Here is a 24,486-nt window from a genome sequence, read left to right as displayed (position 1 = left end):
GCGAGAGAAACGATCGGCGCATGCTAAGGACTATGCGTGCGCTGATGAGAAAGGAGATACCGCCTTGGACCCCATCGCTTACGTCAACGGCGCCTTCGTGCCCCTGTCCGAGGCCAAGGTCTCGGTGCTCGATCGCGGCTTCCTGTTCGCCGACGGCATCTATGAGGTGGCGGCGGTGCTCGACGGCAAGCTGGTCGACAGCGCCTCGCACCTCGCCCGGCTGGAGCGCTCGGTCGGCGAGATCGGGCTGGCGCTGCCGGAGAGCCTGGCGCGAATCGAGGCGCTGCAGAAGGAGCTGGTCGCGCGCAACCGGCTCGACCAGGGCATGGTCTATCTGCAGGTCACGCGGGGCGCTGACAAGGGCCGCGACTTCCCGTTTCCGAAAGGCGACGTCAAGCCGACGCTGGTGATGTTCGTGACCGCCAAGAACATCGTCGATGCACCCTCGGCGACGGCGGGCATCGGCGTCATCACCGTGCCCGACATCCGCTGGGCGCGGCGCGACATCAAGAGCGTCGCGCTGCTGGCGCAGGTGCTGGCGAAGCAGGCGGCTGCGGCCGCCGGCGCTGGAGAGGCCTGGATGGTCGAGGATGGTCACGTGACCGAGGGCGGCTCGTCCTCCGCCTTCATCCTGACCAAGGACGACGTCATCGTCACCAGGCCGAACTCCAACGCGATCCTGCCGGGCTGCACCCGCAAGGCGGTGGTGAAGCTCGCCGAGGAGCGTCAGCTCAAGGTCGAGGAGCGGCTGTTCACCGTGGAGGAGGCGCTCGCGGCGAAGGAGGCCTTCATCACCAGCGCGAGCTCGTTCGTGCAGCCGGTGGTCACGATCGACGGCAAGCCGGTCGGCGACGGCAAGCCTGGCCCGGTCGCGGCGCGGCTGCGCGAGATCTATGTCGATTTTGCGCGCGCGACGGCGGTGTAGTTCGACGAGAGAGCAGATGCAGCATCGAAACCCGTTTGCTTCGTCCGGCGCTTTGCTATCGTGGCGGCGAACCAAACAAAAACGGGGAGGCGTTTCGATGCGGTATCGCTTGTGCGGGCTTGCGGCCGGACTGTTGATTGCGGGCGCGAGCTGGGGGACGGCATTCGCCGATGACGGCTGGGTGACCCTGGTCGACGGTGACAAGAAGGTCGAATTCGCCGAGGTCGGCAAGGCCAATTGGGAGGCGAAGGACGGCGTGCTGATGGCCGACAAGCTCGACGGCAAGGATCCGTCCTATCTGGTCACCAAGGCCAGCTACAAGGATTTCCAGATCAAGGCCGAGTTCTGGGTCGACGACGCCGCCAACAGCGGCATCTTCATCCGTTGCGACCAGTCGGCGAAGATCGACTCCAACATCTGCTACGAGGTCAACATCTTCGACAAGCGGCCCGATCCGAAATACGGCACCGGCGCCATCGTCGACGTGTCCAAGGTCGATCCGATGCCGAAGGCCGGCGGCAAGTGGAACACCTACGAGATCACCGCCAAGGGCACGCGGCTGACCGTGATGCTCAACGGCGAGAAGACCGCCGACGTCGACGACAGCAAGCATGCTGCGGGGCCGATCGCCCTGCAATACGGCTCGGGCGTCGTGAAGTTCAAGAAGGTGCAGATCAAGCCGCTATAGCGGTGCATTCCGGGCAGCGGCGCTGACCACGGCTCGCGCGGTAAAGGCCCTTGCAGTACCAATGGCGCGCCATCATCTGCAGAGGATGGCGGGCCAGCCTGGCCAGCGTCACCAGTTCGAGCATGGCGGGCATTGCGGACTCCCTCACTTTCTTCCGACGAGATGGGGCGGCGCTCCGGTGACGGAAGTGCCGCCCCAGTCGCGTCAGCCATGCAGCTTCTTTGCGGTCTCGGCGATCACGCGCCCTTGATAGCGCGCCCCCGCCAGCTCGTTCTCGCTCGGCAGCCGGCTGCCGTCGCCGCCAGTGATGGTGGTCGCGCCATAGGGCGAGCCGCCGGTGATCTCGTCGAGCTTCATCTGGCCGGCGAAGCCGTAGTTGAGGCCGACGATGGTCATGCCGAAATGCAAGAGGTTGGTGATGATCGAGAACAGCGTGACCTCCTGGCCGCCATGCTGGGTCGCGGTCGAGGTGAAGGCGCCGCCGACCTTGCCGTTCAGCGCGCCCTTGGCCCAGAGGCCGCCGGCCTGGTCGAGGAAGTTGGCCATCTGCGAGGCCATGCGACCGAAGCGGGTGCCGGTGCCGACGATGATGGCGTCATAGTTGGCGAGCTCCTCGACCTTGGCAACCGGTGCGGCCTGGTCGAGCTTGTAGTGCGAGGCCTTGGCGACGTCGGCGGGCACGAGCTCCGGCACGCGCTTGATGTCGACGGCGGCGCCGGCTTCGCGGGCGCCTTCGGCGACGGCGTTGGCCATCGCTTCGATGTGGCCGTAGGCGGAATAGTAGAGAACGAGAACCTTGGTCATGGAAGTCTCCGTGGGAATGCGAGTGATCGGGGAGGGCGTCCCGGCCGGAGAGCCGACCGGGATCGCGAAACAGACTTAAGCGGCGTCGACCAGCACCAGTTCGGAATCTTCGAGCGCCGTGATCTTCAGCGTGGCCTCGTCGCGGATGGCGGCGCCGTCACGAGCGTTGACGCGGACGCCGTTCACTTCGACGCTTCCGGCGGCAGGCACGAGATAGATATGCCGGGCCTTGTCGGCATCGTACTCGGCGGTCTCGCCGGCCTTCAGCGTGGTGCCGAGTACGCGTGCCTTGGCGCGGATCGGCAACGCGTCGCCGTCATCTGCGAAGCCGCTCGCGAGCGTCACCAGCTTGCCGGAGCGATCGGACTTCGGGAACGGCTTGGCGCCCCAGGTCGGCTGGCCGCCGTCGGTGGTCGGCTCGATCCAGATCTGGAAGATCCGGGTCGTGGTCGGCTCGAGATTGTACTCGGAGTGGCGGATGCCGCTGCCCGCACTCATCACCTGGACGTCGCCGGCCTCGGTGCGGCCCTTGTTGCCGAGGCTGTCCTGATGGGTGATCGCGCCCTCGCGGACATAGGTGATGATCTCCATGTTGCGATGGGGATGCGCGGGGAAGCCGGTGTTCGGTGCGATCTCGTCATCGTTCCAGACGCGCAGGGCGCCGTGGCCCATGTTGCTGGGGTCGTAGTAGCTCGCGAACGAGAAATGGTGCCTGGCCTTGAGCCAGCCGTGGTCGGCGCCGCCCAGCGCCGCAAAGGGCTTCAGTTCGATCATGGGTCTGCTCCTGTGGTTGCAACGGTCGGCCGGTGCCGCCGTGCCGTTGGGCATTGGAATAAGGCGGCGACCGGAGTATAGAAATAGAAACTATTGAAACCTATTGTTTCCAAAAGAGAGATTTGAAGGAATGGCGCGACTTCCGGATTTCGAGGCGATGGCGATCTTCGCCAAGGTCGTCGAGCTGCGCTCCTTCGCCGGCGCCGCGCAGGAGCTGAGCCTCTCCAAGGCCTCCGTCTCCAAGGCGGTGAGCCGGCTGGAGGAGCGTCTAGGCACGCGGCTGTTCAACCGCACCTCGCGGCGCCTGGCGCTGACGGATGCCGGTCAGCGGCTGTCCGAGCGCGCCGCGCAGCTGCTCGCCGATGGCGAGGCGGCGGAGACCGAGGCGCTCGCGCAGTCACTGACGCCGCGCGGTCTGGTGCGTTTCGCCGTGCCGATGACCTTCGGCGTCAAGAAGATCGCGCCGCTGCTGCCGGCGTTCCTGGAGCAATATCCGGAGGTCTCGATCGACCTCCACATGAGCGACGCCACCGTCGATTTGATCGGCGAAGGTTTCGATCTCGCACTGCGCATCGCGCGGCTGCCGGACTCCTCGCTGCTCGCGCGCCGGCTCTGCGCCATGCCGCGCTACACGGTGGCGGCGCCGTCCTATCTGAAGCGCCACGGCCGGCCGACGCACCCGATGCATCTCGCCGAGCACAAGTGCTTCGGCTACGCCTATCTCTCCACCGCTGGCGTTTGGCACTACACCAATGCGGCCGGCGAGCAGGCCAGCGTGCGGCCGGCGGGACAGCTGCGCGTCAACAATGGCGAGGCGCTGTTGCCGGCGGTGCGCGCCGGGCTCGGCATCGCAGACCTGCCGGATTTCATCGTGGGCGACGCGATCGCGTCGGGCGAGGTCGAGGTGGTGCTGAAGGGCTGGAGCCAGCCGGAAGGCGCGATGCACCTGGTGATGCCGCCCGGCGGCCCGCGCCCCGCGCGGGTCGAGGTGCTCTCGGAGTTTCTGGTGAAGGAGCTCGCGAAGGCGAAGAAGCGATGAGCGCGCCCGCCGATCTCAGCCGATCAGGACTGCACCTCGCAGACGTCGACCCATGCCGCTTCTGTCAGCTCGGCCATGCGATCCGGCGTGATCTTCACCGCGCTGTGGGTCGAGCCCGCCGCGGGCACGACGATGTCGAAGGCCTTCAGCGACAGATCGCAATACACCGGCAGCGGCGACTTCAGCCCGAACGGGCAGACGCCGCCGACCTCGTGCCCCGTGATGTCGGCGACCTCGTCGAGACCCAGCATCTTCGGCTTGCCGCCGAACTGCGCCTTGACCTTCTTGTTGTCCATGCGGGCGTTCCCGGCAGCGACGATCAGGATGACGCGTTCACCGACGCGCAACGACAGCGTCTTGGCGATGCGGGCCGGCTCCACGCCATAGGCTTCCGCCGCGAGCGCCACGGTTGCGGAGCTCTGGCTGGAGACGAGGACGTCGATGTCGGGGGCTTTTTCAGCGAAGAAGGCGCGGACGGATTCAAGGCTCATGCGTGTTGACGATCTCAGGCAATTCGGAGAGCGCAGCAATACGATAATCGGGCGCAAAACCCAACTCGTCCATCTGGGTGCGCAGCGCCTTGAACATCGTGAGCGGGGACACGAGATCGGTCTTGTTGCAGGCGGCCGCCATGGCTTCGGGAGTGACGCGCTCGATCCAGGCGACGTTGAGGCCGAAGGCCTTGGCGCCGCAGACGTCCCAGGGATTGGAGGACACGAACAGCACCTCGGCGGGTGCAAGTCCAAGTGTCTCCGCGATCAGCGTATACGCTTCGGGACTCGGCTTGAAGATCTTGTGGGCATCGACGCTGATGACCGCATCGAGCATAGCATCGAAGCCGCTGGCCTTCACCAGGCCGTCGAGCATCGCGGGGCTGCCGTTGGAGAGGATCGCGAGCCGGCGGTCCTTCATCGCGGCGAGCGCGGCGCGTGCATCAGGGTAGGGATCGAGATCGAGATATTTGGCGATGATGCGATCGCGTGTGATCGCATCGGCCTGCAGGCCGAGAACGCGCAGCGTATAGAGCAGCGACTCGCGGGTGACGACCGAAAAATCCTCGTAGCGCTGCATCAGCGAGCGCAGCCAGGTGTATTCGAGCTGCTTGATGCGCCAGATCTGCGTGATGATGTCGCCGTGGCCGGGAAAAGCCTGCTCAGTGACCGCCGCTACCGACTGGATGTCGTACAGCGTGCCATAGGCGTCGAAGACGATGGCTTTGAACGGCATGGCGCTCACCTGACCACCTCGAACAGGCGCGATGACCGATGGGCCACCGCGCCCGCGTAGACTAGCACGATCCTTGCGGACCGAACGATCTCAGATCCCGAGCAGCCTGCGCGCGTTGGCCTTCAGGACCTTCGGCCGGATCTCGTCGCGGATGTCGAGCTTGGCGAAGTCGGCGAGCCAGCGGTCGGGCGTGATCACCGGCCAGTCCGAGCCGAACAGCATCTTGTCCTGCAGGATCGAGTTGATGTAGCGCACCAGGATCGGCGGGAAGTACTTCGGCGACCAGCCCGAGAGGTCGATGTAGACGTTGGGCTTGTGGGTCGCCACCGACAGCGCCTCCTCCTGCCAGGGGAAGGAGGGATGGGCCAGGATGATCTTGAGGTCGGGGAAGTCGGCCGCGACGTCGTCCATGTACATCGGGTTGGAGTATTTCAGCCGCATGCCCATGCCGCCCGGCATGCCCGAGCCGACGCCGGTCTGGCCGGTGTGGAACAGCGCGATCGCGCCGCCGTCATTGATCGCCTCGTACAGCGGATAGGCGAGCCGGTCGTTGGCGTAGAAGCCCTGCATGGTCGGGTGGAACTTGAAGCCGCGGACGCCATACTCCTCGATCAGCTTGCGCGCCTCGCGGACGCCGAGCTTGCCCTTGTGCGGATCGATGCTGACGAACGGGATCAGCACATCGAGATGGTCGGAGGCGACCTCGAGCATCTCGTAATTGTTGTAGCGCCGGAAGCCGGTCTCGCGCTCGGCGTCGACCGGGAAGATCACCGCGGCGATGTTCTTCGAGCGATAATAGGCGGCGGTCTCCGGCACCGTCGGCGGATGCTTGTGCGGCGACTTGAAGTAGTCGGCCATCTGGGCCTGGAAATCGTCGTAGCCGTCATCCGCATGCATGCCGCAGGGCTCCTCGGCATGGGTATGGATGTCGATGGCGACGACGTCGTCGATCTTGGGCAGAGCGAGCTTGGGCATGGGCGTTCCCGGCGGTTGGTTCTTGGCTTTGGAAAATTGATTATAGGATATAACAAATTTGGCAATCGCCAAGTTGGATTGGTGGGCCGCTGGCCGGCAGGTTCTGTTGAAGCCCGGCCCCGCCATGATTGACATCCGGCGGGCCGGTGGTTAGAAACCGGCCAATCCGGGCGGCTTGGTCGCTTGCGGAACTCCCTTTCTATTTGCCACTTCCGGCCTGTCCAACACGGCCTTTCAACGTATCAGGATGTCCCATGAAGGTCCGTAACTCGCTGAAGTCGCTGCGTGGCCGCCACCGCGCCAACCGTCTGGTCCGCCGCAAGGGCCGCGTCTACGTGATCAACAAGGTCCAGCGCCGCTTCAAGGCCCGCCAGGGTTGATCGAACGAGGCTGATCCGGCCGCCGTCGCCAGTCCTCCGCTCACAGGCGTTTGACGCGTGTGCTGCTTTGCAGGACGCGCTGACTGCGTCTACACTCGGCGCATGGCAAAGCGAACTTTCCGGGCGGTCCTGCTCGCCGCCGTCGTCATTTCCATACCGCACCTTGCGCAGGCGCAGGGCGAGCCGCGTGCGGCGCCCAAGCCGAAGCCGCCCGAGGCGCCCGCCAAGCTGCCCAAGGTCGGGGCCGACAAGACCAAGGGCCTCGATTTCCTGTTCGGCGCGCTGAAGGCCGCACCGGACGAGATCAGCGCCAAGCACGTCGAGGCGCGGATCTGGGCGATCTGGCTGCAGACCCCCAGCGATACCGTTGCCCTGCTGATGGCGCGGTCCAAAGCCGCGATGGACGCGAAGCAGAACGACGTCGCGCTCAAGCTGCTCGATTCGGTCATCAAGCTCCGGCCCGATTATGTCGAGGCCTGGAACCGCCGCGCCACGATCTACTACCTCCAGAACGATTACGGCCGCTCGCTCGCCGACATCCAGCAGGTTCTGCTGCGCGAGCCGCGGCACTTCGGCGCGCTCGCGGGTCTCGGCATGATCATGCAGGATCTCGGCGAGGAAAAGCGGGCGCTGGACGCGTTCCGCAGGGCGCTCGAGGTCAATCCGCATCTGGACAAGGTGCCGGAGCTGGTCAAGACGCTGACCGAAAAGGTCGAAGGCCGCGACATCTGACGCCGGACCTGCCGTTAACCATGTGCTGATCGCCGCTCTTGCTGGCGGGACCGCGCAACCCCACGTGCCGCTTGATCGAGATTTGTCGGCAGGAGAGGCGCAATGACGCGTGCGGTGCTGGCGGCAGCGCTGGTGATGACGGCGGCCACGGCCGCGTGGGCCGAAGACATGTTCTGGGTGGTCGGCAACCGCGCCACCAATCGCTGCGAGATCGTGACCAGCAATCCGGTCGTCACCCCCACCATGGGCGACATCTGGTTCGCGTCCGGCCCCTTTAAGTCGCTGGACGACGCAAAGCTCGCGCGCTCCACGATCAACGCCTGCCCGAACAAGGACATCACAGCCGAGGACTGATCGTCGCCCGGTCGGATCGCTCAGTGGAACGCGGTGCTGCGGCGGTCCGGCAGGCCGTACTGGGCGGCCGCGGCATAAAGCTGCGCGATCTCGGCCTCGAGGTGCTCGTTGACCAGCAGCAGCGCCTTCAGCGCGCCACGGAGATCGCCATTGCAGCTCGCGACGATCTCGTCGATAGCCGTCTCGCTTGAACGAACACTCATCGGTAACCCCCTCCCAAAACACCAAACTAAACTCAGGGCCGGTCATCGTGCTCAAACCAAGCAATGACCCGACCGGAAGTAATTCACGGCCATCAGCCGATTGCGAGGAAAAGTCCCGACCATGGTTATAAAATGGCCGACGACGCGGTGATGACAGGATTCCCGGACGAAACGACGAGACAACGCGGCTGGATCTGCAACTCCCGCGGATCTGCACCGTAACTGTCACTGTGACAGGCAGAAAACTATCAATGATTTCAATGTTCTTGGTGGGCACTTTGGCGCTCCTGGCGATGCTCACGCGCGCCGGCGTGGCGGTGCTCGAGCGCCGTTACCCGGCGCAAGGGCAGGCCATCAATGTCGAGGGTGCGACGATCAATCTTGTGGATATCGGGCCCCGCGACAGCGAAAAGCCGCCACTGTTGCTGCTCCACGGCGCCAGCTCGAACCTCGAGGCGATGCGCAGGCCGCTCGGCGACCTGCTCGCGCAGCGCCACCGGGTGCTGCTGGTCGACCGTCCCGGCCACGGCTGGAGCCCGCGTCTCAGGCCCGAGGATTCCACGCCCGCCGCTCAGGCCCGCATGCTGGATGAGGCGCTGGCGCGGCTCGGGGTCGGCCAGGTCGTCCTGGTGGTGCATTCCTGGAGTGGCGCGCTCGGCCTGCGCATGGCGCTCGATTTCCCCGACCGGGTCGCGGGCCTCGTGATGCTGGCGCCGGTCGCGTATCCCTGGCGAGGCGGGGTCGGGCGCTACAACGAGGCCGTCACCACGCCGGTGGTCGGGCCATTGCTGGCGCATACGATCACGCTGCCGCTCGGTCTGGCGCTGATGGCGCCCGGCGCCCGCGGCGTGTTCGCGCCGCAGGCCATGCCGGACGATTTCGTCGACCGGACCGCGACGCCGCTGCTGCTGCGCCCGCGCGAGTTCATCGCCAATGCGCGCGATCTCGTCACCCTGAAGCAGGCCGTGATCGAGCAGGCGCCGCGCTATGGCGAGATCAAGGTCCCGGTCACGATCGTGGCGGGCGAGGCCGACCGGACGGTCTATACCGACATCCATGCCCGCCCGCTCGCCCAGGTCGTGCCGCACAGCCGGCTGATCGTGCTGCCCGAGCTCGGGCACATGGTCCAGAACGCGGTGCCGGAACTGGTGGCCGGCGAGGTCGACCGCATCGTCGCGGCCGTCGCCACGGCCGATGCCGTGGCGCCGTGATGCAAAAAAGCCCCGGCGGTCGGCCGGGGCTTTGCAGGCGAGCTGATGGGTCGGCCGGCGGCCGCTTACTGCTTCTGCTTGCCGTCCTTGTCGAACGACGACACATAGGCCCAGAGGTTGTTGATCTCGGTCTCGTTCTTGATGCCGGCGAAGGTCATCTTGGTGCCGGGAATCTTGGCCTTCGGATCCTTGATGTATTCCTTGAAGACCGCCTCGTTCCAGGTAATGCCCGAATTCTTGTTGGCTTCCGAATAGTTGTAGTCCGGCGCGCTGCCCGACTTGCGGCCGTCGAGGCCGTTCAGCTCCGGGCCGACCTTGTTCTTCGCGCCCTCGCCGATCGAATGGCAGGGCAGGCACTTGTTGAAGGACGTCTTGCCGGCGGCCGCATCCTGCGCCAGCGCGGCAGACGCCAGCGACGACGAGGCGAGGATGACGAGCGCGCTCAAAGTCATTTTCTTCATGGATCAGGCTCTGTGGGTTACGAGACGAGTTTGCGCGCAGGTTGTGGCATGGCCTCAGGCGAGGCACAAGCGGGGATGCGCTGAGGCAAATCAGCATAATGGCTGAGTTTGTTGCTCTGCCGCAAACGTCGATGCTGATCCGCTGCCTATCCAAACCGTTTCGGTTGTGATTGATAGGCCAGGGCAAAATCGAGGCCGGAGGAACGCGATGGCGATCATGATGCCGGAGGCAGATCAAGCGGTGCTGGCGCGCCGTGGCGAGATCATTGCTGCACTGCGTGCAATCGTGCCGGGCGAAGGCGTCATCGACAGCGCCGCCGAGATGCTGCCCTACGAGTCCGACGGGCTGATGGCCTACCGTCAGCCGCCGATGGTCGTGGTGCTGCCGGAGACCACCGCGCAGGTGTCGCAGGTGCTGAAATATTGCCATGACCAGGGCATCAAGGTGGTTCCGCGCGGCTCCGGAACGTCGCTGTCCGGCGGCGCGCTGCCGCTGGCCGACGGCGTGCTGCTCGGCCTCGGCAAGTTCAAGCGCATCCGCGAGATTGATTTCGACAACCGCGTCGTCGTCACCGAGCCGGGGGTCACCAACCTGGCCATCAGCCAGGCGGTGGCGCATGCCGGCTTCTACTACGCGCCCGATCCGTCGTCGCAGATCGCCTGCTCGATCGGCGGCAATGTCGCGGAGAATTCCGGCGGCGTGCACTGCCTGAAATACGGCATGACCACCAACAACGTGCTGGGCTGCGAGATCGTGCTGATGACCGGCGAGGTGCTGCGTATCGGCGGCAAATGCGCCGAGAATGCCGGCTACGACCTGATGGGGCTGATCACCGGCTCGGAGGGGCTGCTCGGCGTGGTCACCGAGGTCACCGTGCGCATCCTGCAGAAGCCGGAGACGGCGCGTGCGCTGATGGTCGGCTTCGCCGAGGTCGAGGCCGCCGGCGAATGCGTCGCCCGCATCATCGGCGCCGGCATCATCCCCGGCGGCATGGAGATGATGGACAAGCCTGCCATCCACGCCGCCGAGGCCTTCGTCCACGCCGGCTATCCGCTCGACGTCGAGGCGCTGCTGATCATCGAGCTCGACGGCCCCGGCGTCGAGGTCGACGAGCTGATCGGCCGCGTCGAGAGCATCGCCAATGGCTGCGGCTCGACCACCTGCCGCATCTCGACCTCCGAGGCCGAGCGCAACCTGTTCTGGGCCGGCCGCAAGGCGGCGTTCCCCGCCGTCGGGCGCATCTCGCCGGACTATCTCTGCATGGACGGCACCATCCCGCGCGGCGCGCTGCCGAAGGCGCTGGCGCGCATCCGCGAGCTGTCGGAAAAATACCAGCTCGGCTGCGCCAACGTGTTCCATGCCGGCGACGGCAACCTGCATCCGCTGATCCTGTACGACGCCAACAAGCCCGGCGAGATGGAGCGCGCCGAGGCGTTCGGCGCCGACATCCTGCGCTGCTGCGTCGAGCTCGGCGGCGTCCTGACCGGCGAGCACGGCGTCGGCATCGAGAAGCGCGACCTGATGCCGGAGATGTTTTCCGAGATCGACCTCAACCAGCAGCAGCGCGTGAAATGCGCGTTCGACAGCCAGGGCCTGCTCAACCCGGGAAAAGTGTTTCCGACCCTGCATCGCTGCGCCGAGCTGGGACGGATGCATGTGCATGGCGGCAAGCTGGCGTTTCCGGACTTGCCGCGGTTTTGAGGCGGGCGCTGTCGAGCGGAGCTGCGTCATCTGATGCCTGTTCGCACTCGCGGCTTGCGAACGCTGGAGACCCTCATGGTGAGGAGGCGCGCGAGCGCCGTCTCGAACCATGAGGCCACCGTACGGGCCTCGCCCTTCGAGACGCCCGCCTAGCGGCGGGCTCCTCAGGGTGAGGGGCGCAAGTCGCTCCCTCGACATCAACCGTGCAGATCGAAGCCGGCACTCTCGCCCCCTTCCATAAGCAGGCTGCTCACGGTCCATGTGCATGCCGGTTCGAATCTCAACCCTCATGGTGAGGAGGCGCGCAGCGCCGTCTCGAACCATGAGGCCCCACAGCAGACACGACCTCGCGATCCCGCGGCGTTCTCCGCCCGAGTGATGCGATCGACACGCCCTCCAAACCAATCGAGAGGGCGCAGGGAATGCCGGGTGAAGGCCTCACCCATGGCCCGCCTGCGAAAAAAATGCAGGCGGCAGGTACCACAGGTGCAGCCGAACATCCGGCATTCCCTGCGCGGCGGTCTTAACGCTTATACGTGCTCGCCCCGGGGATCGGCTGTCTTGTCCCCGTCGTCGACGCGACGCGCGGAGGCGTCGTCGCCGACTTGGCCTCAGCACCGGGAGGCCAGGCCCACACGATTTCACGTCCGCATCGCAATCGTTCGTCGGCATGACGCGAGGTCACGCTGCGACCCGACACGGCCACCGCATCCCCACCCCACGTATCGTGACGACCGCGCGTACGCCCCTCTCGGTGAGGCAGGATGGGTGAAGTTATACATGATTTCTGTAAAAGCGAAAGGAAAATTTCGCCATAAGGGGGCGGTTTAACGTTCTGAGTTGGATTCATTCACGAAATAAGTTTTTCAGCGCGGAGCTCTGGTTTCAGAAAGTCCAGCCTTCGGCGGCCATGAAATCCTCAAGCGTGAAGCACGGCACCTTGAAATGATCGCAGATGTTCGGGATCTTAGCGGCCCCCTTTTTGAATTTCTCCATCGTGACTACTGTTAAGCCGTCGGTGCCGGCTTTGGCGATCACGAACGGATCGGCATTCCGACCGCCCTTATAGAATTTTTGCCTCTCGATGTTCGCTTGGAAATGGGGAACGGAAAATATCTTCGTTACGAACTGACCTTCGTCGTTGGTGGGCGTGGGAAAGATGTCTTGGTTCTGCTTCGCCCAGTCCGCGAGGTCGGCAAGCGAACCGTCCTCAATCTCGCGCAAGACTTCACGCGTGGATATGATCAACTTGTTCGCGATCATCTGGTCGAACTTAGTCCAAAGCGATGGGAATTGCTTTCGGTAATAGTTCCGAAACAGAGCCGAGAAAGGCGAGTTGTCGAACACATACATTATAATGCGCCGCGTTCGAAATGTTCTTCAAGACCTGCAAGGCTTTTGGGTTTGACGTCGAGGAAGTTGGCTAGCTGCGTTTCGCTAATGCGATTTCGTCGATACTCATCTAGCGCTAGAGAAACGTAGTCGCGGCCGAGGTAAGCAAGTTTGGTCCAGAAGTAATCGCCGCCCGGAGCGCCTGCACCGCCACGCTGCTGTGCCCAGCGAGTAGTCGCCTCGCGGTAGGTTTGCTGCGTGATCTTGCCCTGATCGAGAAAACGACGAAAAATCACTTCTCGGCTGACATGAAAGCGGTTCGCGAGTTCGGTAGCGGTTGCCTCGTCGTGCTTGCGACCTTTCATAGCTTGCGCAAGCTCCTTTTCAGGCAAGAGAAATTCCGCAGCAAACGCATTGCAGAAAACCTCAATTGCTTTTTGATCGCCTCCGATCCGGTCGATATAGTCGCTGCTAAGCGTATCGATGCCGCTGGTCTGAAATAGCAGGTGCGCAAGCTCGTGGAACAGAGTGAATATCTGCCTCGTTTTAGTGGAGCTGTTGTTAACGTAGATCAGCGGGAATATTTCGTCGTAGAGACAGAAGCCAGAGAAGTCATCTGTTCTGAAAGCGTCCTTGAAGACGAAGACACCGACAGCTTGGAATGCGTCGCGCCAAGCCTTCAGCGCGTCGTCGTCGGTTTTGAATTGTTGCTGAGCTTCCAGAGATAAGCCAAGGTAATCGCGAACCTTTTCGGCGGTGGTGGCGATATTGTCCTTGATGCTAAGTCTTAGGTCTCGAATGATCTGCCGTTCTGCGGGGTTCTTAGAACCCGTCAATTCAGCCAAGTTGAGTTGAAACGCCGTGGCCTTGCTGACGAGCAGGCGCACACGGCTGGGAATGCTTTCCAGTTCGGCGTCGGGAAGCGTTCGGAACGACTTCTTGACATCAGGAACATCGGGAGGCTCGGGAAAAAAGAAAACCGATATCGGAAGTTTCAGCCCTGAGGCGAGCCCTTCAAGCTGCGCATAAGTCGGACTCGATGCGCCGCTTTCCCACTCGTCAATGCGGCCGAAGTGCTTAGCCTCGTCGAGCGAGAGGCCGGCGCGCTTTCGTGCCCAGGTCAAGACCGATGGATTGATCTGAAGTCGCTCGACGGCCATCGTGCAGTCCCAAGAACAACGTTGTACGGGCGGCCGACCTCTAACCGGCAGAGGCCTGATCTGCCACCGAATTCTTGTCCAACAGAATTCAGATTCCAAATGCGTTGTACGCCGAATGGCGCTGGTTGATCAACGGGCGATTGGCCGAGCTGGTCGGGCGTTACGCTGACATTGCACAAAATGTCTGAGTTGGTTTAGCTTCGTGGATATTTGCTCCAGCAGCTAGCCGGTCTTGTGCAGCCTCACCGCAACTTCTAGCTCCCCTTCGACCTTGAGATCACGGCTACGCCTCCCCCATTCCCTGACCGATATCTCGGCCGTTTCCAATTAGTGTAGCTTGAGCTGCCTAGCAGGATACTTCTTCTGCCAGGTCTCCACGAGAAATAGCGAGACTGTACTTGCGGAATGAATCGCAAGCCTTGCAATGCGCGGATCGATTCTGCGGTAGCCCCTTTCGCGTCCGTGTGCATCCCCGCCGTGTGTCCGGAGAGCGCCCACACCGTTCACCACCGAGTTGAGGCCGCCGAGGATTGTACGTACATCATTGGCAATCTCGTCCGCGACACCCTGCTTATCAGGCGTCAGACCAAGAGGCTCGCGGACCGCTTGATAGAGCCCTTGCACATCCTTTTTGGGTGGAAGAGGTAGTTCAAGCTCGATCAGCACCGAACGACAGACGCTCTCGATGACCGAGCAGGCGGACGTTACAGCGTCCTCCGGATCGCTCTCGGCGCTCGCAAGTGCCCGCTCGAGGTCGCGGTTCACGGTGTCGAAATCAATGACAGACGCAGCGGTGACCAAAGCGTCAACAACGCTGGCTGACCTGCCTGGCGCCCCTAGTCGGACATGGCGCCCGACACGCTGTAGCTCAAGCCCGTCGAAGGAAAGCCGTGCGTTGAGGTATTCGATGACGGCCTGCAGCCTATCGGGGTCGGACGCGAAGTCGCGAGGGTCCGCCGCTCGCTCGATGATGTTCCGGAGGATCGTCTGGTCGCCGACGCGGTTGGCTCGTTCAATCGCCTCGATCAAGGTGGGCAGTCGTGACCCGTTGCCAATGCTCATGGCGATGTTGCAGCCGCGCATGAAGGATTCGAGCTTCGGTCCCGATCGATAGATCCCAATTGGTGGCGCGGGGTCGTTGCCGCCTCCGCCTGAGATCACCATCGCCAGTGCTTCGACCGACTGTGGAGCGAGATGGATGTGCATTCAGTAGGCAATCTATTCGCTGATAACAGCCGATGTTCGACCGGCCCCGCCGAAATTGCAAGCCTGTCCTAGACGGCAACGTTTAGGATCAGCGCCTCACAGGCTGGGGGGGGGCACGAGATGATGGCGGCTAGGGGGCTTTGTTCTCCACGCAGTTGCGGCGATAGTGCGCTCTGATAGATAGCTCAGCGGGCTTTGCCGCTGAGAAGCGGTCTCTTAAGTTGGCCCGTCCCCTTCATGCTAGGAAAGGGAGAGCCGCTCTCCACCCAATTTCGATCTTGACGGGTTCCCGTGCCTAAATCAGTGGCTCTAAAAGTCGGCGGGTTACGCTTCGCTAATCCGCCCTACGGGCTAGGGTGGTGATGGAATTCACATGCGTCCAACTGAAACCTCAACGCCGACCATACGGCTGCGTTCTTTGATCCTGGCAGTGCGAAATCCGGCAAGACCGTCTCCGATTAGGTGACAGTGCCGGACTGTCACCTGATCCAGGCTCTTTTGTAGACTATGTCGGTTTTTGAGAACCGATAGGAGGCGAGGTTGGTTCAGCTTACGCCACGCCAACACCATTAGCCGCTTTGGCACTGAAGCCCAGTGACTGAACGGGCCTAGGGCGGATCAGCGAGATTCGACGAGTAGCCTCAAAATTGACAATGTGCGGACTAGATTCGCGGGGCGCTCGTGGGAGGTCGCCATGGGAATGCCGTCCTATCTAGCTGACATCGAAGACAAAGCTGCGGACAATCGGGCTGTGGCAGGGCTGTTTGTGAAAGGGACGGCTGGAGCCGCGGGCATAGACTCAGTTCTGGAAGCCAAAAAGACCGCCACGGCAATAAAGAAGGCGCGTAGGGAAGAGGCAGAAGTTCGCGAGATAGAAGAGCGAACGCGTAGCTACGTCGATGATATGCTCGCTTGGCTGGCCGCTACGGTCGACGTCACGCCGTTGCAGCGGCGCTGATTTTAACAGGCGCATGGGGAATTGCGGTGATAGTGCGCTTAACTCGAGGCGAAGCGCAGCGCCGGACCTTGCCGCTTAATAGCGTGCTCTGACGCGGCCTGTCCCTTCCAATAGCAAGAACTGACAGACCGCGATCCACCCAACCCGATCTCGCAGTTACGGTGACAGTGCACTAAACTTGACGCGCGCCGCCCGAACGGAGCAGGACCGCGCATGGCCCGTCTTGCCCGTGTCGTCATGCCGGTCTGCCGCATCATATCATCCAGCGAGGCAACGGGCGCGCGCGGACCTTTTTCGGGGACGACGACTACGCGCTGTACCGCGACCTTCTCGCGACCCACTGCGCGGCGGCCGACGTTGAGGTGTGGGCGTGGTGCCTGATGCCGAACCATCGGCAGCGAGCGCTTCCTCGCCCGGATCGAGAAGCTGACCGGGCGCGTGCCCAAACCTGCGAAGCGCGGACCGAAGCCGGCGGCGGAGGCGTGAGCGCGGACGCGGAGAGGGCAGGATCAGTTTTGTGGACTGTCACCGTAATATCGTAATCCGAACTCGCGGGCGACCGGCAAAACGCCTTCGCCCCGAGGCAGCTTCTATTGTGGACGTGAAGGCCCGGAGCGCTGTTCGACTCCGGGCCGATCATGTGGTCGCAAGCTGATGAAACGACTAATGCACCCGGATGGTCCCATCTGCGTTGTAGTCACTCTTGGGGTTGTAGCCGCTATCACGGTGAGTTTTGGCATGTAGGTCAGCATTGCTGCCGCTCACGCCAGGAGTTCCGGTATCAACCCGCATGGTCCCGTTTGCGTTGTAGTCACTCTTGGGGTTGTAGCGGGAATCGCGGTGAGTTTTTGCATGTAGGGCAGCGTTGCTGCCACTGACGCCCGGAGTTCCGGGATTAACCCGCATATTCCCATATTCGTCGCGATCACTATCGCTCGACCCGACCTGCGGAACCGCAGCGGCTCTTGCATGATGATGAGTGCGATGACCGGCCAAGGCCGCAGATGTAGAGATAGCGAGAATAACAAGACCGACAGCAATGCTTCTAGCCATAGTCAACTCCTGATGTTGAAGAACCGCTGACGACGGGTACGCCGCCAGCGTATAGGCTGACACGCAATTTCTGGCTGTCGTTGATATAACTCAAACGCTGAAAGCGAGTACGCCGTCACCGTCGCCGCCGTTCTGGGTATCTGCCTGGTTTGGAATTACTGAAATTACGAAATCACGGTGACAGTGCAGAAATTACGGTGACAGTGCACTAAACTTGACGCAAATCACTCGGGCGAGCAGGGTGGTGCATGGCCCGTCTTGCTCGCGTCGTCATCCCCGGTGTGCCGCATCATGTCACCCAGCGCGGCAACGGCCGCGCGCGGACCTTTTTCGGGGACGACGACTACGCGCTGTACCGCGACCTGCTCGCGACCCATTGCGCGGCGGCTGACGTCGCGGTGTGGGCGTGGTGTCTGATGCCGAACCACGTGCACCTCATCCTGGTGCCGTCGGATGCCGACGGGCTGCGCCGGGCGCTGTCGCGGGTGCATCGCGTCTACGCCGGGACCATCCAGGCACGCCGCCGGCGTAGCGGACATTTCTGGCAGGGGCGGTTCGGCGCGGTAGCGATGGACGAGACGCATCTGACGGCGGCGCTGCGCTATGTCAGTCTCAATCCGGTGCGGGCGCGGCTGGTGGCGCGCCCTCAGGACTGGGTCTGGTCAAGCACGCGCGCGCATCTGCGCGACCGCGACGACGGCATCACCGCGCGCGAGCCGGTGAAGCGGATGTTCCCGGACTTGGCCGGCCTGCTGTCCGCCCCACCGGAGGACGAGGACGCTCTGTTGGCGCGCCTGCGCGCCGCCGAGAGCATCGGCCGCCCGATCGGCAGCGACCGCTTCCTCGCCCGTATCGAGAAGCTGACCGGGCGCGTGCTCAAGCCGGCCAAGCGGGGGCCGAAGCCGGCGGAGGAGGCGTGAGCGCGCCGCACCCGGCAACAGGCATTGCTCGGCCTTGCTCAAGTTTTGTGGACTGTCACCGTAATGCCGAATGGTGCTGGTTGATCAACCGGCGATTGGCTGAATTGGCCGGGATGATGCAGCGCGTGAAACGGCGCGGCAAGGGGAGTAGACATTGCATAAATTAGTAGGTGTGGTCGTCATTGTCTTGGTGGCCTGCATTTCAGTCGCATCATTCTCCCTGAACATTGCATTGGCGAAGAGACGCGTGTCGGTCTGGAGGCGGGGCTCCACCTACATGTTCATTCGTTCCAATGGCATGGGCGGCATTCAGAGGAGAGCAAAAGAGATATGGATGAGCCGGCTTGGCTACGAGTGGTCGCAAGCGGTCATCATAGCAAAGCATCAGCAACTTGCAGGACTGATCGGGTTTGTTGGTTGCGGTCTCCTGTTTGGAGTTGCCGCTGCGGTCCTTCAATATCTTGACTCCAACTAGGGCCGTAGGGCGGATGAGCCGAAGGCGCAATCCGCCGCGTGGCCCGAACGGTCGGCGGGTTACGCTTCGCTAAACTAACCCGCCCTACGAACAAACGGACATAAGTCCCGACGATATTGCGACCCTCGGGCTGGAACGCAGGCCGCCGTTACTTGACCAGATGTAACCGGGCTCGGGATTACAGTGAGTGCATTTGACTAGAGCCCCTTTGGATTGACAACCCATCTACCGCGACGCGCCGCCGGAGGTCGGGACGTTGATCGCGCAGGGCCGATAGAGCGCTTGGAGCTCCTTGCCGCGAAGGAAGATCGGCTGTGCGGTCAGGCCGCCGTGGCGCGTGATCCATCGTTTGATCGGGGCCGGGTAGAGGTCAAACAACATCTGCGTTGCTTCCGGGTTCGGGACAGGACGGAGGAAGAGGCCCAGATTGTCAGTTTCCCTGAAGGTGAACACGGCTCTCGGGGTAATGCAGATTCTGTCGCGCGGAAGGGTCCCCAGCACGATCGTGCAGGCGCCCCCGCAGATCCCGTCGATGATGACGTGCTCGCCGGAGTCGCGCAGGAGTTTGTATTTGTCGACATAAGTCCCGATGCGTCCGCCCGGGTCGTCGGCAATGCGCACCGCCGCCCGGCCGGTTGCCATGCCGGCCAGGACGAGCGCGGCGACCAGTATCCCCATCACAAGCTTCATCTGCAGCCCGTCCAGTCGCATCAAATCCGATCATCTTGCGTGATCGGCAACGTCGCACCGTTCATCGTCGTCGCTGTTTTGTCCAGAGAGGCCGTGCGGCATGGACGGTGTCGTCCCGGCTCGTGCCCGGGAGGGACGCAAGACAGGCCCGTTATTCCGGGTTCAAGGCCTGAGGCCCTATCCCGGAATGACGGGGATCGTGACGCAGCGGGTAGGGCGGATTAGCCGAAGGCGTAATCCGCCGCGCGTATCGAAAGGTCGGCGGGTTACGCTGCGCTAACCCGCCCTACGGACTCGCGCGCCGCGGCGTAGAGCGCCCCGCACTCCACGAGAAGGGAACTGCATTCGGCTGCGCCCCGCGCGAACGTTTTTCCTGCGTGCCCATCCTCCTCCTCCCATCCCCTTGTCCCCGCACGATCTTTTCGCCACACCGGGCTGCCCTTTTCGCCCATCATGCTCTAGAACGAGTCCAACACTGATGGCCGCGCGTTGCGCGCGACCATCGTCATCATCAACCAGCAAGGCCAGCAGTGGTGGACGCCCTCAAAGTACGCAACGCAGCCGATGTGGAGGAGGTGGTTCGCGCCGCCATCGCCAGCGAGCAGCCGCTCGACGTGATCGGGCACGGCTCCAAGCGCCAGATCGGCCAGATCACGACGACCAACGCCGTGCTCGACCTGTCGGCGCTGAGCGCGGTCGTGTCCTACGAGCCGAACGAGCTGATCATCACGGCGCAGGCGGGGGCGCCGCTCGGCGATCTCCTGTCGCTGATCGATTCGAAGAGCCAGCAATTCGCGTTCGAGCCGATGGATACGGGGCCGCTGCTCGGCACCGCCGGCCGCGGCACGCTCGGCGGGATGATCGCGGCAGGGCTCGCCGGGCCCCGGCGGGTCCGGGCCGGCGGGGTGCGCGACCATCTGCTCGGGGCGCATGCCGTCTCCGGCTTCGGCGAGAGCTTCAAGACCGGCGGCAAGGTGGTGAAGAACGTCACCGGCTACGATCTCTGCAAGCTGCTGGCGGGCTCCTGGGGCACGCTCGCGGTCATGACCGAGGCGACCCTGAAGGTGATGCCGCGGCCGGAGGCCGAACGCACGCTGGTGCTGCGCGGGCTCGACGACCTCAAGGCCAACCGGGCGATGACGGCGGCGCTCGGCTCGCCGTTCGACGTCTCCGGAGCCGCGCATCTGCCGGCCTCGACGCTGCGGCCGGAGGTCACGGGCTTGAGCCCGCTCGGCTCGCCGCGCGAGGCGGTCACGGTGATCCGGCTGGAGGGCATCACGGCCTCCGCGGCGCATCGGGCGGCGTCGCTCGCCCGCCAGCTCGCCACCTTCGGTCCGGCTGAGATCATTGCGGACGACGCCTCGGCCGATGTCTGGAGCGCCATCCGCGACGTGCTGCCGCTCGCCGCCCATGGGCCGCTCGGCGCCTGGACGGTGTGGCGGATCGTCTGTCCGCCGGTGTCGGGCGGCGCGATCGGGCAGGCCCTGACGCGCCAGACCGGCGGCGAGGTGATCTATGACTGGGGCGGGGGCCTGATCTGGGCCGCGCTGCCGCCGCAGCCCGATGCGTCGGCGGGGCTGGTGCGCAAGCATGTCGAGGCCGCCGGCGGCCACGCGACCCTGCTGCGCGCGTGGGACGAGATGCGGCTCGCGGTCGACGTGTTCCACCCGCAGCCCTCAGGCGTCGCCGCGCTGGAGGAGCGCGTTCGCGTCTCCTTCGATCCCAAGACCATTCTCAACCGCGGCCGTCTGCGTCGGAGCGTTGCGTCATGAAGACCGAGTTCACCCTGGCGCAGCTCGCCGATCCCGACATCGCGGTCGCCGACAAGATCCTGCGCGCCTGCGTGCATTGCGGCTTCTGCACCGCGACCTGTCCGACCTACGTGCTGCTCGGCGACGAGCTCGACAGCCCGCGCGGGCGGATCTACCTGATCAAGCAGATGCTGGAGAAGGACCAGGCGCCGACGGCCGACGTGGTCAAGCATATCGACCGCTGCCTGTCGTGCCTGTCCTGCATGACGACCTGCCCGTCGGGCGTCCACTACATGCATCTGGTCGATCAGGCGCGGGTGCGAATCGAGCAGCGTTACGAGCGTCCGCTGACCGACCGGCTGCTGCGCGCCGTGCTCGCCTATGTGCTGCCGCGGCCGCGTGAGTTTCGGCTGGCGATGACCTTGGCGCGGCTCGGCCGGCCGTTCAAGGCGCTGCTGCCGGCATCCTCCGCCTCGCGCGCACCTGCGCCCAGCCTGCTGCGGCGCGTCAGGGCGATGCTCGATCTGGCGCCCGCCGCCGCGCTGCCGCCGCCGGGGCCGGCTGATGGCAGCGTGTTTGCCGCGCAGGGCGCGCGGCGCGGCCGCGTCGCGCTGCTGCAGGGCTGCGCACAGGCGGCCCTGGCGCCGCGCATCAACCAGGCTGCGATCAACGTCCTGACCCGGCACGGCATCGAGGTCGTCTTGGTCAAGGACGAGCAATGCTGCGGTGCGCTGACCCATCACATGGGGCAGGATTCCGACGCGCTGGCGCGGGCGCGCGGCAATGTCGACGCCTGGACCGCGGAGGCGAAGCGTGGCGGTCTCGACGCCATCCTGGTGACGACCTCGGGCTGCGGCACCGTCATCAAGGACTACGGACACATGCTGCGCGAAGACCCGCGATATGCAGCGCCCGCGGTCGCCGTGTCGGCGATCGCGAAGGACATCACCGAGTATCTCGCCGGTCTCGATCTGGCCCCTGCAACTCAGCATGACGACGTCGTCGTGGCCTATCACTCGGCCTGCTCGCTGCAACATGGGCAGAAAATCACGAGCATTCCGAAAGAATTGCTTTCCAAGTCCGGATTCGTGGTGAAAGATATACCGGAGAGTCATTTGTGTTGCGGTTCGGCGGGGACCTACAACATTCTCCAGCCTGACATCGCGATGAAGCTGCGCGATCGCAAGGTCGCCAACATCGCGACCGTCAAGCCGAATGTGATCGCGGCAGGCAATATCGGCTGCATGATGCAGATTGCCAGCGGCACTTCCGTCCCCGTCGTGCACACCGTTGAGCTTCTCGACTGGGCGACGGGCGGTCCGCGGCCAGGAATGATTTGACGGATGGGCGCGCGCTGATGGCCGGCCCGTCCCGCCGGACGAGCTGATCGAACGGCGGCAACTGGAGGGTTTCTGATGGCGAAGGACAAGAAGGCGAAGAAGGACAAGAAAGAAAAGAAGAAGCTGATGGCGCAGGCCAAGGCAGCGAAGAAGGCGACGAAGAAGTCCGCCAAGAAGGCTGCAAAGAAGTCGGCGAAAAAGGCCGCCAAGAAGGCTGCCAAGAAAACTGTCAAGGCGCCGGCCAAGAAGGCGAAGAAGACCGTGAAGGCCGCGGCGAAGAAGGCGGCCAAGGCCCCTGCGAAGAAGGCTCCCGCCAAGAAGGCGAAGGCGTCGGCTGCGAAGGCTCCGGCTGCGCCGAAGAAGAAGGCCGCCAAGAAGCGGGCTCCCAAGATGGCTCCGCTGGTCGAGACCCCCGAAATGCACGAGACCGAATCGGCTGCTGAGACCAGCTGGGCGATGCCGAGCGCGGCGCCCGAGGAGCACGAGGACGGCGAGGGCACGGCGTCCAGCAACTGATCCTTCTGGACCGGATCATTCTCAGGGCCGGACGAATTCACATCGGGAGGCCGCGGCGGCTGCGCTGCGGCCTTTTCGTTTGCCAGCGTCCGTTGTCTGCGTTGGCTGCCCCTTGTTGTCGATGGACCTGTTTGTCCGAACGGTCGTCCCCGCAGATCTACGGCCGGGCGAATCCGACTCCGGTGCGCTGCGCCGTTTTGCTTGCGGCACCGCGTTTCCAGCGGGCCGGCACAATCGATTGTGCGTCCTAGCGTGCTTTCGGACACGGAGATTTGTTGTTCAAATGCAACACGCGCCGACTACCTGCCGTAGAAATGTCAAATCGCCCAAAAAGGCGGCAGATGCCGCGCTTTTTTGCTTCACGTGTGGCGGGACGCTGGCACAAATTGCGTCTGGATGACGCAGCCGGTCTTGTTTGCGCCCTGGGGGGCCAAGGTGGGGCAGGCTTTTTTCGAAATAGGGTGATGGGGATCGTCATGAAAAAGTGGGCTTTGCTGGCAACGGCGCTGGCAATGGTTTCGGGATCGGCTTCGGCGGCGGATATGGCGGTCAAGGCCTATAAGGCTCCGCCTCCGGTCGCGTTCGAGCCGTGGGACATCGCGTTCGGCGCGGCGATCATGAACGACTACGTGTTCCGCGGCGTCACCCAGTCGAACCACAAGGCGTCGGTCGCCGCCTATTTCGAGCCGCGCTACAACGTCAACAAGGACCTGCAGCTCTACGTCGGCGTCGCCGGCGAGAGCATCTCGTTCGCGAACCGCGCTGCTGCCGAGATCGACATCTACGGCGGTATCCGCCCGACCTTCGGCGCGTTCGCCTTCGACATCGGCGTCTGGGGCTATCTGTATCCGGGCGGCACCTGCTACTACGGCGGCGGCGCCGTGACGGATTTCGCGGGTCAGGCGCTGAGCGCCGAGTGTCAGGCCAACACGCTGACCAACCTGAACGTGATGAAGAAGGACGTCTCGTTCTTCGAAGTCTACGGCAAGATGAACTACACCGTGAACGACATGTGGACGTTCGGCGTCACCGAGTTCTACTCGCCGAACTTCCTGAACACCGGCGCCTGGGGCAACTACGCCTCGGTCACCGGCAAGTTCACCGCCCCGAGCACGACCTTCGGCTCCAGCGGCGTCGGCATGTACGTGTCGGGTGAGTTCGGCCGTCAGTGGTTCGGCACGTCGGACTCCTTCTACGGCGTTCCCGCCTTCCCGAACGGCATCAAGTATGCCGACTACAACACCTGGAACATCGGCGTCGGCTTCACCTACAAGGTGTTCACGCTGGACCTGCGCTACTCCGACACCGACATGTCGAAGGGTGATTGCAACGCCTTCACCAGCGACTTCACCGCCAGCGGCACCACCAACGTCACGCCGATCAACCCGGCTGGCCTGGGCTCGAAGTGGTGCGGTGCGACCGGCATCGCCAAGCTCTCGGTCGACCTGACGGCGATGAGCAATCTGAAGTAATCACCCGCCAAGGCGGATCGGACTGATCACGAAGGGCGGCAGAGCAATCTGCCGCCCTTCTGCTTTTTGGTGACGGGGGCCGGCTGTCGCTCGGACGTCTTGCCGCCTTTCCTGGTCGCCTTGCGTGGGCACCGCGGC

At 63.8% G+C, this 24,486-nt stretch carries 28 protein-coding genes; 15 read left to right on the top strand and 13 right to left on the bottom strand.

Features of this window, described 5'->3' with window-relative positions; genetic code table 11:
• Nucleotides 1-64: 64 nt before the first annotated feature.
• Together QX010_RS11355 and QX010_RS11350 are read left to right on the top strand one after the other, a co-directional pair.
• The gene (locus tag QX010_RS11355; RefSeq protein ID WP_315801877.1) at nucleotides 65-925 is read left to right on the top strand and encodes a D-amino-acid transaminase; all 861 of its coding nucleotides are present in this window, start codon (nucleotides 65-67) and stop codon (nucleotides 923-925) included.
• A 97-nt stretch (nucleotides 926-1,022) separates the two neighbouring features.
• Nucleotides 1,023-1,613, top strand: coding sequence for a DUF1080 domain-containing protein (locus QX010_RS11350; protein ID WP_316179524.1), 591 nt, complete (start codon nucleotides 1,023-1,025; stop codon nucleotides 1,611-1,613).
• On the opposite strand, the gene QX010_RS11345 is transcribed toward QX010_RS11350, so the two are convergent.
• From QX010_RS11345 to QX010_RS11335, 3 genes are all read right to left on the bottom strand, one after another.
• Nucleotides 1,600-1,746, bottom strand: coding sequence for a hypothetical protein (locus QX010_RS11345; RefSeq protein WP_315801879.1), 147 nt, complete (start codon nucleotides 1,744-1,746; stop codon nucleotides 1,600-1,602). The two genes, QX010_RS11350 and QX010_RS11345, sit on opposite strands and share 14 nt — an antisense overlap.
• Nucleotides 1,747-1,817: 71 nt before the next feature.
• The gene (gene wrbA / locus QX010_RS11340) at nucleotides 1,818-2,417 is read right to left on the bottom strand and encodes an NAD(P)H:quinone oxidoreductase (protein WP_316179523.1); all 600 of its coding nucleotides are present in this window, start codon (nucleotides 2,415-2,417) and stop codon (nucleotides 1,818-1,820) included.
• 75 nt (nucleotides 2,418-2,492) lie between these two features.
• A complete protein-coding gene (locus tag QX010_RS11335; RefSeq protein ID WP_316179522.1) occupies nucleotides 2,493-3,191 on the bottom strand; it encodes a pirin family protein in 699 nt (232 codons plus the stop codon).
• Between the two features lie 130 nt (nucleotides 3,192-3,321).
• Here QX010_RS11335 and QX010_RS11330 point away from each other — a divergent pair, with 130 nt between their 5' ends.
• Nucleotides 3,322-4,230, top strand: coding sequence for a LysR family transcriptional regulator (locus tag QX010_RS11330; RefSeq protein ID WP_316179520.1), 909 nt, complete (start codon nucleotides 3,322-3,324; stop codon nucleotides 4,228-4,230).
• 23 nt (nucleotides 4,231-4,253) lie between these two features.
• Here QX010_RS11330 and QX010_RS11325 read toward each other — a convergent pair whose 3' ends face one another.
• From QX010_RS11325 to QX010_RS11315, 3 genes are all read right to left on the bottom strand, one after another.
• Nucleotides 4,254-4,721 (bottom strand): YbaK/EbsC family protein, encoded by a 468-nt coding sequence (locus QX010_RS11325; RefSeq protein WP_316179519.1) that lies wholly within the window; start codon nucleotides 4,719-4,721, stop codon nucleotides 4,254-4,256.
• Nucleotides 4,711-5,457, bottom strand: coding sequence for a haloacid dehalogenase type II (locus tag QX010_RS11320; RefSeq protein WP_316179517.1), 747 nt, complete (start codon nucleotides 5,455-5,457; stop codon nucleotides 4,711-4,713). Before QX010_RS11320 ends, QX010_RS11325 begins: the two co-directional genes overlap by 11 nt.
• Before the next feature lie 90 nt (nucleotides 5,458-5,547).
• Nucleotides 5,548-6,432: an amidohydrolase family protein gene (locus tag QX010_RS11315; RefSeq protein WP_315801885.1), complete on the bottom strand. Its 885-nt coding sequence runs from the start codon at nucleotides 6,430-6,432 to the stop codon at nucleotides 5,548-5,550.
• A gap of 254 nt (nucleotides 6,433-6,686) precedes the next feature.
• Here QX010_RS11315 and ykgO point away from each other — a divergent pair, with 254 nt between their 5' ends.
• From ykgO to QX010_RS11300, 3 genes are all read left to right on the top strand, one after another.
• Nucleotides 6,687-6,812, top strand: a complete 126-nt coding sequence (gene ykgO, locus QX010_RS11310) for a type B 50S ribosomal protein L36 (protein WP_006611362.1) — start codon at nucleotides 6,687-6,689, stop codon at nucleotides 6,810-6,812.
• 102 nt (nucleotides 6,813-6,914) lie between these two features.
• Nucleotides 6,915-7,544 carry a tetratricopeptide repeat protein gene (locus QX010_RS11305; protein ID WP_316179515.1) on the top strand — a complete coding sequence of 210 codons (630 nt, stop codon included), beginning with the start codon at nucleotides 6,915-6,917 and terminating at the stop codon, nucleotides 7,542-7,544.
• A gap of 102 nt (nucleotides 7,545-7,646) precedes the next feature.
• Nucleotides 7,647-7,898: a hypothetical protein gene (locus QX010_RS11300; protein WP_316179514.1), complete on the top strand. Its 252-nt coding sequence runs from the start codon at nucleotides 7,647-7,649 to the stop codon at nucleotides 7,896-7,898.
• A gap of 20 nt (nucleotides 7,899-7,918) precedes the next feature.
• Here the strand turns inward: QX010_RS11300 and QX010_RS11295 are convergent, their stop codons facing one another.
• Nucleotides 7,919-8,101, bottom strand: coding sequence for a hypothetical protein (locus QX010_RS11295; protein WP_015669379.1), 183 nt, complete (start codon nucleotides 8,099-8,101; stop codon nucleotides 7,919-7,921).
• Nucleotides 8,102-8,352: 251 nt separating this feature from the next.
• On the opposite strand from QX010_RS11295, the gene QX010_RS11290 reads away from it, so the two are divergent.
• Entirely contained in the window at nucleotides 8,353-9,312 is a 960-nt protein-coding gene (locus QX010_RS11290; protein ID WP_315801888.1) for an alpha/beta hydrolase, read from the top strand.
• Between the two features lie 65 nt (nucleotides 9,313-9,377).
• Here the strand turns inward: QX010_RS11290 and cycA are convergent, their stop codons facing one another.
• The gene (gene cycA / locus QX010_RS11285) at nucleotides 9,378-9,773 is read right to left on the bottom strand and encodes a cytochrome c-550 CycA (protein WP_315801889.1); all 396 of its coding nucleotides are present in this window, start codon (nucleotides 9,771-9,773) and stop codon (nucleotides 9,378-9,380) included.
• Between the two features lie 208 nt (nucleotides 9,774-9,981).
• On the opposite strand from cycA, the gene QX010_RS11280 reads away from it, so the two are divergent.
• Nucleotides 9,982-11,475, top strand: a complete 1,494-nt coding sequence (locus QX010_RS11280) for an FAD-linked oxidase C-terminal domain-containing protein (RefSeq protein WP_316179511.1) — start codon at nucleotides 9,982-9,984, stop codon at nucleotides 11,473-11,475.
• 885 nt (nucleotides 11,476-12,360) lie between these two features.
• Here the strand turns inward: QX010_RS11280 and QX010_RS11275 are convergent.
• The 3 genes from QX010_RS11275 to QX010_RS11265 form a co-directional block, all read right to left on the bottom strand.
• Entirely contained in the window at nucleotides 12,361-12,828 is a 468-nt protein-coding gene (locus QX010_RS11275; protein WP_316179509.1) for a PIN domain-containing protein, read from the bottom strand.
• Nucleotides 12,828-13,967, bottom strand: coding sequence for an ImmA/IrrE family metallo-endopeptidase (locus QX010_RS11270; protein WP_316179507.1), 1,140 nt, complete (start codon nucleotides 13,965-13,967; stop codon nucleotides 12,828-12,830). The genes QX010_RS11275 and QX010_RS11270 overlap by 1 nt, the downstream gene beginning before the upstream one ends.
• 327 nt (nucleotides 13,968-14,294) lie before the next feature.
• Nucleotides 14,295-15,173: an abortive infection family protein gene (locus QX010_RS11265; protein ID WP_316179505.1), complete on the bottom strand. Its 879-nt coding sequence runs from the start codon at nucleotides 15,171-15,173 to the stop codon at nucleotides 14,295-14,297.
• Between the two features lie 694 nt (nucleotides 15,174-15,867).
• Here QX010_RS11265 and QX010_RS11260 point away from each other — a divergent pair.
• Nucleotides 15,868-16,131, top strand: a complete 264-nt coding sequence (locus tag QX010_RS11260; RefSeq protein ID WP_316179504.1) for a hypothetical protein — start codon at nucleotides 15,868-15,870, stop codon at nucleotides 16,129-16,131.
• 663 nt (nucleotides 16,132-16,794) lie between these two features.
• Here the strand turns inward: QX010_RS11260 and QX010_RS11255 are convergent.
• Nucleotides 16,795-17,184 carry a hypothetical protein gene (locus QX010_RS11255; RefSeq protein WP_316179502.1) on the bottom strand — a complete coding sequence of 130 codons (390 nt, stop codon included), beginning with the start codon at nucleotides 17,182-17,184 and terminating at the stop codon, nucleotides 16,795-16,797.
• Between the two features lie 248 nt (nucleotides 17,185-17,432).
• Here QX010_RS11255 and QX010_RS11250 point away from each other — a divergent pair, with 248 nt between their 5' ends.
• Entirely contained in the window at nucleotides 17,433-18,104 is a 672-nt protein-coding gene (locus tag QX010_RS11250) for a transposase (protein WP_316179500.1), read from the top strand.
• A 154-nt stretch (nucleotides 18,105-18,258) separates the two neighbouring features.
• Nucleotides 18,259-18,579 carry a hypothetical protein gene (locus tag QX010_RS11245; protein ID WP_316179497.1) on the top strand — a complete coding sequence of 107 codons (321 nt, stop codon included), beginning with the start codon at nucleotides 18,259-18,261 and terminating at the stop codon, nucleotides 18,577-18,579.
• A 225-nt stretch (nucleotides 18,580-18,804) separates the two neighbouring features.
• Here QX010_RS11245 and QX010_RS11240 read toward each other — a convergent pair whose 3' ends face one another.
• Complete coding sequence (locus QX010_RS11240; protein WP_315801893.1) at nucleotides 18,805-19,290, bottom strand: hypothetical protein; 486 nt, start codon at nucleotides 19,288-19,290, stop codon at nucleotides 18,805-18,807.
• 512 nt (nucleotides 19,291-19,802) lie between these two features.
• On the opposite strand from QX010_RS11240, the gene QX010_RS11235 reads away from it, so the two are divergent.
• The 4 genes from QX010_RS11235 (at nucleotide 19,803) to QX010_RS11220 (ending at nucleotide 24,348) form a co-directional block, all read left to right on the top strand.
• Nucleotides 19,803-21,041: an FAD-binding protein gene (locus QX010_RS11235; protein ID WP_316179496.1), complete on the top strand. Its 1,239-nt coding sequence runs from the start codon at nucleotides 19,803-19,805 to the stop codon at nucleotides 21,039-21,041.
• Nucleotides 21,038-22,360, top strand: a complete 1,323-nt coding sequence (gene glcF, locus QX010_RS11230) for a glycolate oxidase subunit GlcF (RefSeq protein ID WP_316179494.1) — start codon at nucleotides 21,038-21,040, stop codon at nucleotides 22,358-22,360. Before QX010_RS11235 ends, glcF begins: the two co-directional genes overlap by 4 nt.
• Nucleotides 22,361-22,435: 75 nt before the next feature.
• Nucleotides 22,436-22,876 carry a hypothetical protein gene (locus QX010_RS11225; protein WP_316179493.1) on the top strand — a complete coding sequence of 147 codons (441 nt, stop codon included), beginning with the start codon at nucleotides 22,436-22,438 and terminating at the stop codon, nucleotides 22,874-22,876.
• Nucleotides 22,877-23,352: 476 nt separating this feature from the next.
• Nucleotides 23,353-24,348, top strand: coding sequence for a TorF family putative porin (locus QX010_RS11220; RefSeq protein WP_316179491.1), 996 nt, complete (start codon nucleotides 23,353-23,355; stop codon nucleotides 24,346-24,348).
• Nucleotides 24,349-24,486 lie beyond the last annotated feature (138 nt).

Source organism: Bradyrhizobium sp. SZCCHNRI1009 (genome assembly GCF_032487575.1).
GTDB lineage: Bacteria > Pseudomonadota > Alphaproteobacteria > Rhizobiales > Xanthobacteraceae > Bradyrhizobium.
This window is presented reverse-complemented; position numbering and strand designations above follow the sequence as displayed.